Origin of the sequence: Cellulosilyticum ruminicola JCM 14822, assembly GCF_001311925.1 — a bacterium.
Taxonomy (GTDB): Bacteria; Bacillota; Clostridia; order Lachnospirales; family Cellulosilyticaceae; genus Cellulosilyticum; species Cellulosilyticum ruminicola.
In genome coordinates this window covers 88,735-96,927 of record NZ_BBCG01000010.1, presented here as the reverse complement: position 1 = coordinate 96,927, position 8,193 = coordinate 88,735, and the positions used below count along the sequence as shown (strand labels likewise).

General features: G+C 35.1%; 10 protein-coding genes. 8 read left to right on the top strand and 2 right to left on the bottom strand.

Annotated elements, in window-relative coordinates:
- The first annotated feature begins 84 nt into the window (after nt 1–84).
- Complete coding sequence (locus JCM14822_RS20065; protein WP_157047647.1) at nt 85–258, top strand: hypothetical protein; 174 nt, start codon at nt 85–87, stop codon at nt 256–258.
- Between the two features lie 259 nt (nt 259–517).
- On the opposite strand, the gene JCM14822_RS05745 is transcribed toward JCM14822_RS20065, so the two are convergent.
- Nucleotides 518–985: a DUF2798 domain-containing protein gene (locus tag JCM14822_RS05745; RefSeq protein WP_054740471.1), complete on the bottom strand. Its 468-nt coding sequence runs from the start codon at nt 983–985 to the stop codon at nt 518–520.
- Nucleotides 986–1,163: 178 nt separating this feature from the next.
- On the opposite strand from JCM14822_RS05745, the gene JCM14822_RS05740 reads away from it, so the two are divergent.
- The 7 genes from JCM14822_RS05740 to JCM14822_RS05710 all read left to right on the top strand — a co-directional run bounded on the left by JCM14822_RS05740 (nt 1,164) and on the right by JCM14822_RS05710 (nt 7,814).
- Nucleotides 1,164–1,586: a MarR family winged helix-turn-helix transcriptional regulator gene (locus tag JCM14822_RS05740; RefSeq protein ID WP_054740469.1), complete on the top strand. Its 423-nt coding sequence runs from the start codon at nt 1,164–1,166 to the stop codon at nt 1,584–1,586.
- 183 nt (nt 1,587–1,769) lie between these two features.
- Nucleotides 1,770–3,707: a DNA-binding protein gene (locus tag JCM14822_RS05735; RefSeq protein WP_207643254.1), complete on the top strand. Its 1,938-nt coding sequence runs from the start codon at nt 1,770–1,772 to the stop codon at nt 3,705–3,707.
- 58 nt (nt 3,708–3,765) lie between these two features.
- A complete protein-coding gene (locus JCM14822_RS05730) occupies nt 3,766–4,842 on the top strand; it encodes a phosphate/phosphite/phosphonate ABC transporter substrate-binding protein (RefSeq protein WP_054740479.1) in 1,077 nt (358 codons plus the stop codon).
- 174 nt (nt 4,843–5,016) lie between these two features.
- Nucleotides 5,017–5,817 (top strand): phosphonate ABC transporter ATP-binding protein, encoded by an 801-nt coding sequence (gene phnC / locus JCM14822_RS05725; RefSeq protein WP_054740467.1) that lies wholly within the window; start codon nt 5,017–5,019, stop codon nt 5,815–5,817.
- Entirely contained in the window at nt 5,768–6,601 is an 834-nt protein-coding gene (phnE, locus tag JCM14822_RS05720; protein ID WP_054740465.1) for a phosphonate ABC transporter, permease protein PhnE, read from the top strand. The genes phnC and phnE (JCM14822_RS05720) overlap by 50 nt, the downstream gene beginning before the upstream one ends.
- Nucleotides 6,602–6,605: 4 nt before the next feature.
- Nucleotides 6,606–7,412: a phosphonate ABC transporter, permease protein PhnE gene (gene phnE / locus JCM14822_RS05715; RefSeq protein ID WP_054740463.1), complete on the top strand. Its 807-nt coding sequence runs from the start codon at nt 6,606–6,608 to the stop codon at nt 7,410–7,412.
- Nucleotides 7,413–7,529: 117 nt separating this feature from the next.
- Nucleotides 7,530–7,814: a hypothetical protein gene (locus tag JCM14822_RS05710; RefSeq protein WP_054740461.1), complete on the top strand. Its 285-nt coding sequence runs from the start codon at nt 7,530–7,532 to the stop codon at nt 7,812–7,814.
- A 222-nt stretch (nt 7,815–8,036) separates the two neighbouring features.
- Here the strand turns inward: JCM14822_RS05710 and JCM14822_RS24865 are convergent, their stop codons facing one another.
- Nucleotides 8,037–8,171 (bottom strand): GNAT family N-acetyltransferase, encoded by a 135-nt coding sequence (locus JCM14822_RS24865; RefSeq protein ID WP_157047646.1) that lies wholly within the window; start codon nt 8,169–8,171, stop codon nt 8,037–8,039.
- Nucleotides 8,172–8,193 lie beyond the last annotated feature (22 nt).

Below are 8,193 nucleotides of genomic sequence, written 5' to 3'. Positions count from 1 at the left end.
TTATAAATAAAATTTTCCAGTAATAAATTCAATAAAAATGGGAAACCTCTATAGTCTAATAGTACTCAGATTAGGAGGTTTCCCATGCATATCGCAAGATTAGTATCTAGATTTTTTAAACTTTTTATACCATCTTTTATAGAAAAAGTTGCAAAATCAACTGGTTTTATGAAACGTCATTCTAAACTTCTACCTGAGACATTTGCAAAAGTAGTGTCTTTAGGACTTTTAGATTCAAAGAATAACGAGTTGTGTTAGTTAAATTTTAGGGCATAACATCGTATATTTCATGAATAAATGCCTTGGTAATAAAGAAACTGGACAGATTAAGCATTTAATATTTGGATAAATAGACTTTAGTATAATTATTTTAGGGATTATACAGCCTGATGTATTACCATATTTATCCTATTTATAAGTTGAGATAATCTAGCACATGTTGTTATATTATTAAAAATAAGTTTAGAAATTATTTATAAGATAGAAGGCCTTTTTTTGCCATTAAAAAATATTTTTATTATGCACTAGGGAAGATTTTACCGAAGATAAATCTTACAATTGGTGAAACAATTAATAAGTTAAGTGGTAAAGCCATTACGAAGTTACGTACAATGCATAATGGATAAAGTTTAAGTGCGCCTATATTGAAACCTGCTATCATGATTGCACCAAAGAGTGACATACAAATCACCATACCGATTACCATGCAGCAAGAGATTGTTAAAATAAGTTTAATAGGTTTTATATCTTTATTAGGTTTAACGATTTTAAAAGCGATACCTTTTGCAATTTTACCTACTACAAATACGTCTAATATAAGGGCTACGATAAATCCGAGCCAGAATTCTTTAAATAAGTTTGTGAAGAAAATAGAAGCTGAGTGGAAGCCTTCATTTAAAAGCATGTTATAAGCTGTCATGCCAAGTACCATACCAAAGCACATCATTAATGTGAAAATGTTCTTTTGAGTTTTTGTTTGTCCCATAGTCATATCCTTTCGAATTTTAATTTGTCAACTAAGTTGACTTGATTATTTTAGCTGATTATGGGCATAATGTCAACTAAGTTGACAATGTGATAAAACATAACTTTAGATGGTTATTTAAGAGGTTAAAAGTTATAATAATATAAAATAAAAGGGATATATTGAGGTAAAGTGTCTAATGAAAGAGGTATTAAAAGATTTAAATTTGATTGATTTAATTAGTGAAAAACATATTGTGCTAAGACGTGCTGTAGAAGAAAGATGGGAAGAGACAATGACGGATCAGATTTCACATACAGAAGCAATGCTCTTGGCGAAGTTGGGTATGGGACGCATTTCTTTAGCAGAGGTAGCAAGGCAAGCTAACATTTCAAGGCAAGCTATGTCCAAGTGTGCGAAACAATTAGAGCAGCAAGGGTATTTAACTTTTGAAACTTCAGAAGAAAGCAAGGGGAAGTATGCGAGGCTCACAGAAAAGGGTGAAATATATTGTGAAAAGAGCAAAGACCTTAAGATGACTATAGAAAAAGAGATTGCAAACAAAATAGGAGAGGAAGCAGTAGGAATTTTAAAAGAACTTTTGAAAAAGAACTGGTTGTAATAATCATATATATCCATAGTGGGTAATAAAATAAAACTAGTTAAATAGCATAAGCTATAGCTAGTTTATTTTTTTAATACTTAAATTTGCACAATGTTCTAAAAATTTACTAAAATCCACTAGTTGGAAGATAGAAAATCATGTAGAATAAAAGAGTAAAAAGATTAAGGAGATGAGAAAACCATGAATAGCAAGAAGTTTAGGGGAAAGAAACAAATTGCAACACTTGTTACTTTAGGTTTAGCTATGATGCAAGCTGGTTATGGAATTTATGCAGATACGTCACCAGTAATTACACCAACAGCTGATAATGGTAAGATGATTTTATTTGATAATGCACATGCTCAAACAGCTGGGGCAGCAGATTGGGTCATTGATGGTGGTTTCTCGGATTTTGCCAATGACCTAGCAGGAGAAGGCTATAGTGTGAAAGAACTTAGAAAGGGAAGTAGCATTACATATAGTGATTTAAGTGATGCTGCTGTATTTGTTATACCAGAAGCTAATGTGCCTTTTAAGGTTTCGGAACAAGAAGCTCTTGCCCAATATGTAGCAGATGGCGGAAGTATCCTCTTTATTGCGGATCATTATAATGCAGACCGTAATAAAAATAGATGGGATTCTTCAGAAGTTTTTAATGGCTATCGAAGAGGGGCTTATGATGATCCAGCAAAAGGTATGAATAGTGGTGAAAGAAATTCAGCAGCTATGCAAGAGGTAGTCAGCAGTGACTGGCTTAGTACAGAATTTGGAGTAAGATTCCGTTATAATGCTTTAGGTGATTTAAGTGCGAATCAAATTGTAGCGCCGGGGGAATGTTTCAATATTACAAGTGGCATTAGCTCTGTGGCTATGCATGCAGGTTCTACTGTAGCGATTACAAATCCTCAAGTAGCAAAAGGCATTATTTATACACCAGAAGGCGGTATCAGTAAATGGTCTTCAGCCGTAGATCAAGGTGTTTATAATAATGGAGGTATTGCAGAAGGGGCTTATGTAGCTATTGCTAAGAAAGGTAAAGGAAAAGCAGCCTTTATCGGAGATTCTTCTTTAGTAGAAGATGCTACACCTAAATATTTAAAAGAAGAAACTGGCAAGAAAAAGACAACTTATGATGGTTACAAAGAAGAAGATGATGCGTTACTTTTAATGCAACTCACAAATTGGCTTGCAAATCAAGAAGATTATACAAGTTTTGCAGATCAAGGTATCACTTTAGATACAGCTACAGCTTTATATGATTTTGAAACACCTGAAAATTCTACAGAGCCACAAAGCGAACCATGGGCAACGGCTAGTGGCAGCTATAAATGGTATGATAGTACTACTTTTGCAAATGGGGCTTATAAATATATAGATGAATCTGGAGATACACCAATATCAAGTCCAGATCCAACACCAACGCCAGTAGAAGATGCGGCTTATGTGATTAATCAGCCAAATTATGTAATCGCTGATCAAGAACTTCCTTTAACACTTGAATTTAATAATTTAACACCTAATACAACTTATAGCAATTACCGCATTGGGGCTTATTTAGATGGCGGGACACAAGTTGGTTTGTTTAAGAAGCTTTCTAAAAGTTGGCCTACAAGCTATGGTTATAGTGATGATTTCAGCTTTACCACAGATGACAATGGTCATGCTAGTACAATTTTAGTATTTAAGCTTAAACCAGGTACATTAGGTGATATTAATATTCGTATTAAACAAGGAAGTAAAAAGATATTAACAGAGAAAATGACTGTAACAGCCGATGAAGTAGATTCTTCAAAAGCAGTAGGTACACCAGTTTATGATATGATTTATGCTTCAACACTAAAAGTAGCAAATGAAACAGCCATTACGGTTCGTGTAACGAATATGCAGCCAAATCAAACACTTAGTAACTTAAGAGTAGGTGCTTATTTAGATGGCGGTACACAAATTGGTTTATTTATGAAAGAGGATGGTACTTATCCTACAGCTTATGGTTATAGTGATTACTTTACTTTAACAGCTGATGAAAATGGTGTAGCATATAAGACATTTGTTTATAAACTCAAAACAGATGGTGCAGCTAACCTTAGAATTAAACAAGGTACTAAAAATGTTTTAACAGATAAAGTAACAATCTCTTAAGGGATTTACAAGAGATTATGTATTAAAAATAGAGGGGGATTTTGAAGTGAGTAAATGGATGAAAAAACTTTTAGGAATGACATGTATGTTGTCATTAGCAGTAGGTATGGTAGGCTGTGGTGACAGCACACAAAACACAAATAGTGCAGTAGAAAATACAGATAATGCAGAACAGGCAAATAGTGAAGTGACTTTAAAAACTATTGAAAAGCTGGGGGTATATTTCGTACCTTCTAGAGAACCAGAAGAAATCATTGCAACGACTGAGCCACTTAAGGAACTTTTAAAGAGTAGTTTACAAGATGAAGGTTATGATGTGAAAAATATTGATATTCAAGTAGGTACTAGCTATGAAGCCGTTGGAGAAGCTTTATCTGCAGGTACAGCAGATATTGGATTTATCCCAGGTGGAACTTATGTACTTTATGATGATGGAGCAGATGTCATTTTAACAGCGACAAGAGAAGGATTAAATAAAGATGCTGATGAAGCCAAAGCTTGGAATGATGGTCAGCCTACAACTTCTTCAGGTCAGCAAACGAATTCTTATCGCGCCCTCATTATTGCAGGACCATCTGAAAAGGGTCAAGAGCTTGCTAGCAAAGTTAATAATGGTGAAGCTTTAAGTTTTGATGACTTAAATAGTGCGAACTGGAGTATTATGTCATCATCTTCTCCAGCAGGATATATTTATCCTTCATTATGGCTTAAAAATAACTATAGTAAGAGCATTACAGATTTAAGCCATGCAGTTCAATCAGATTCTTATGGTAGTGCTATGGCAAGACTTGCTTCAGGTCAAGTTGATGTACTTTTAACTTATGCAGATGCCCGTAGAGATTATGAAGGTAAATGGACATCAGAATATGCAAGAAACACATCTATTTGGGAAGAAACAAATGTAATCGGTGTAACACCTGCTATTTATAATGATACAATTAGTGTAAGCAAGAGCTCAGAAATCATGGATGATGCTTTTAAGACAGCACTTCAAAATGCCTTTATTAAAATTGGTCAAACAGAAGAAGGTAAATCTGTTATTGCAATTTATTCACATGAAGGTTATCAAGTTGCCAATAGTGCAGATTATGATAATGAACGTGAAGCACAAAAACTTGCAAGAGAAAATAATTAATTAGGATAGTAAAGTAGCTGCAGGGAGGATTTGTTACTACTAGCTACGCCTTTTGTAATTAATGATCATTTTAAGTTGGATGATTATTAAATTACTTTACAGGTAGACTAGTAGCAGCAAAGCCTTCCTTTCTACATTTACGTAACCTAAGCTAGGACAAGAAAGGGGAGAGCCATGATTTTATTTGAGCATGTGAATAAGACGTATAGTAATGGGTTTAAGGCGTTAACGGATATTAATTTGAAGATTGAACAAGGAGAGTTCGTGGCTATAATTGGGCTTTCAGGGGCTGGAAAATCTACTTTGATTCGTTCGATTAATAAGATGATTAGTGTAACGGATGGCACATTAGTTGTAAATGGCGAAAATATCAGCAATTTAAAGGGAAAAAGTCTAAGACGTTTTCGACGACAAATTGGGATGATTTTTCAATCCTTTAATTTAGTACCACGTACGACAGCGATTCAAAATGTCTTAACGGCCAAAGTATCTGATATGCCTTTTTGGCGTGTGCTTTTAGGTATCTTTACAAAGAAGGAACAAATCGAGGCTTTAGAAGCTTTAGACCGAGAAGGGATTTTGGATAAGGCCTATATGCGTGTGGATCAATTATCTGGTGGACAGCAACAAAGGGTAGCTTTAGCAAGAACGCTTTTGCAAAAGCCACAAATCATTTTAGCGGATGAGCCAGTTGCTTCATTGGACCCTATTACAGCAGTACAAGTTATGGAGGATTTTAAGCGTATTAATAGAGAAGACAATATCACCGTGATTATTAATATTCACCATATTGATATGGCGCTCAAATATGTAGATCGTATTGTGGGTATTAAGGCCGGAAGAATCGTATTTGATGGTAAGGCAAGTGAGGTGAATCAAGCAGTTTTAGACTGCATTTATGGGGAAGAAAAGGAGGGGACTATAGATGCAAAAAATGTCGAATTTGTTAAAGGGGAAACAGTTAGTACTATCTAATGGCAAATGTATCACAAAGAAACGTTCTATGGTACCACTCATTTTAGTTATTGTCCTTGCTTTTACTTATCTTTCTGTGGTGATTACAGGGTTTGACTTAGGCCTGCTTATGCGTAGGTGGAAAGAGTTCTTTATACTGCTAGGACAGATGTTTCCACCTGATTTAAACTATGCAGCCAAGGTATGGGGACCACTAATTGCGACCATTCAAATGTCTTTCTTAGGAACTTTAGTGGGGGCTGTTTTAGCGATTCCCTTTGCAATCATTGCGGCTTCAAATATTATGAAGTCTAGGATACTTGTAGGTCTTACCCGTTTACTTATTAGTATATTAAGAGCTATTCCAACTTTAGTGACAGCCCTTATTGCAACTTACATATTTGGACTCGGCAGCTTCGCAGGAACAGTTTCAATATGTATCTTCACCTTTGCTTATGTAGGTAAGATTATGTATGAGCAGATTGAAACGGTATTTATGGGGCCTTTTGAAGCTATGGAATCTATGGGAAATGGCAAGTTATATGCCTTTATTAAAGCTGTAGTACCACAAGTTTTACCTATTTATTTATCCACTACTTTATTTTGCTTTGAAGGAAATGTGCGTTATGCAGCCATCTTAGGTTATGTAGGGGCTGGCGGAATTGGCCTTATTTTAAATGAGAAAATCGGCTGGCGTGAATATGAATGTGTGGGTATGATTTTACTGATGTTATATATCACCGTATTTATTATCGAAAGCATTAGCCGTGCTTTAAGAAAAACGTTTGACTTAAGGGGGAGGTGAGAAAATGGAAGATAGAATTGCAGTACAATTAAATAAATATCCTTCAAAGGCACTAGAGAAGATGAGTACCTTTGTTTTAATCGTTGCTTTAGTCATATGGAGCATGCAAGTAGGCGCTATAGGTGCCATTAAAGAAGATGGGTTAAATATTGCTAAAGGAATCATAACTGGGATTTTACAGCCTGATGGTGCTTTACTTTTTAATTTAACTATGCAGGGCGTACCGTATTTACTTCTTGAAACTGTATGTATCGCATTTTTAGGAACCATTGTAGGCGGGATGCTAGCAGTGCCATTGGCCTTTTTATCTGCTTCCAATGTAGTACCAAAGGGAGTAGCCTTCATAGTCCGTATGTTGATTATGGCTATTCGAACTATACCAGCCTTTGTTTATGGTTTAATGTTCATTAGAGTAACAGGGCCTGGACCTTTTGCAGGTCTTTTAAGTATGTCTTTTATCTCTATTGGGATGCTGTGTAAACTGTATAAAGAAGCTATAGAAGATATGGATACGCATATACTAGAATCTTTTGATGCTCTAGGGTGTACTACTTTTGAAAAGATTCGCTATGGCATTTTGCCACAGCTTCTACCTAGTTTCTTATCAACGCTTATTTATCGTTTCGATATGAATATTAGAGATGCTGCCATCTTAGGATTAGTAGCAGCTGGTGGTATAGGTGCTCCATTAATATTTGCCATGAGTTCGTATAGATGGCATGAAGCAGGCGCTATTATTATAGGGCTAGCAGTACTTATTATCATTATAGAATTCTTCTCTACAAAGCTTAGAAATAAACTTGTAGGGTAAGCAGTAAGCATATAGACTAGGAAATAGTTTTGTAGGTGAAGCCATAAAAATATAGATTGAGATTGCTGACATATTAAGATAAACTGGCTATATAAATCAACATGCAAGGAGCATGCTATGGATATTGTTTTTGAGTGGTTTAAACAGCCATTAAGTTTAGAATTAATCATTGTAGACCTGATAATTTTAGGTATAGGCATTTACTGTGGCAAAAAGATTAAGACTATAAAAAGTAGGATAATTCTAATAGCAGTTTGTGTACTAGTATGTGTGTTAGCTATGTTAACCACATTAACAAGAAATTGGGGCTTACAAATAGGCATAGGCGTTATAGGAAGTGCCATAGCCATTCTAATTTTAGTAGGCACATTAATAGGGATAGGAATAAAAAAGCTAAGATAAGAAAGCTAAGATAAGAAAGTTAAGAAATGGGGATGTCGCAAAGTTAAGATTAACCTTGCGACATCTTCATTTTATTGTAAAGCTTGTCCAATCTGCTTTGCAATATTTCATAATATCATTAGATTTGCGCATACCCAGCTTTTCATAAAAATTGATAGCCGCATCATTGGCACAAAGATAAACATTGATATCCTTTTCACCTCCAGCTATGTGGTGAGCTTCTTACATTAGTTTCGTGCCAATGCCTTGTTTTTCATAATCGCGATCAACGCCTAAATCTGTTACAAATAACCAATAAGCAAAGTTTGTTAGGGCGAAAATGACACCTACAATTTTATTTAAAAAGTCTATATACATATCAGCGCAGATACGTTGGTTT

What these genes read in the sequence shown, in the direction of transcription:
- JCM14822_RS24865 (WP_157047646.1), bottom strand. Translation starts at nt 8,171, where the DNA reads ATGTATATAGACTTTTTAAATAAAATTGTAGGTGTCATTTTCGCCCTA.
- JCM14822_RS20065 (WP_157047647.1), top strand. Translation starts at nt 85, where the DNA reads ATGCATATCGCAAGATTAGTATCTAGATTTTTTAAACTTTTTATACCA.
- JCM14822_RS05730 (WP_054740479.1), top strand. Translation starts at nt 3,766, where the DNA reads ATGAAAAAACTTTTAGGAATGACATGTATGTTGTCATTAGCAGTAGGT.
- phnE (WP_054740465.1), top strand. Translation starts at nt 5,768, where the DNA reads ATGCAAAAAATGTCGAATTTGTTAAAGGGGAAACAGTTAGTACTATCT.
- JCM14822_RS05745 (WP_054740471.1), bottom strand. Translation starts at nt 985, where the DNA reads ATGGGACAAACAAAAACTCAAAAGAACATTTTCACATTAATGATGTGC.
- JCM14822_RS05740 (WP_054740469.1), top strand. Translation starts at nt 1,164, where the DNA reads ATGAAAGAGGTATTAAAAGATTTAAATTTGATTGATTTAATTAGTGAA.
- phnC (WP_054740467.1), top strand. Translation starts at nt 5,017, where the DNA reads ATGATTTTATTTGAGCATGTGAATAAGACGTATAGTAATGGGTTTAAG.
- phnE (WP_054740463.1), top strand. Translation starts at nt 6,606, where the DNA reads ATGGAAGATAGAATTGCAGTACAATTAAATAAATATCCTTCAAAGGCA.
- JCM14822_RS05735 (WP_207643254.1), top strand. Translation starts at nt 1,770, where the DNA reads ATGAATAGCAAGAAGTTTAGGGGAAAGAAACAAATTGCAACACTTGTT.
- JCM14822_RS05710 (WP_054740461.1), top strand. Translation starts at nt 7,530, where the DNA reads ATGGATATTGTTTTTGAGTGGTTTAAACAGCCATTAAGTTTAGAATTA.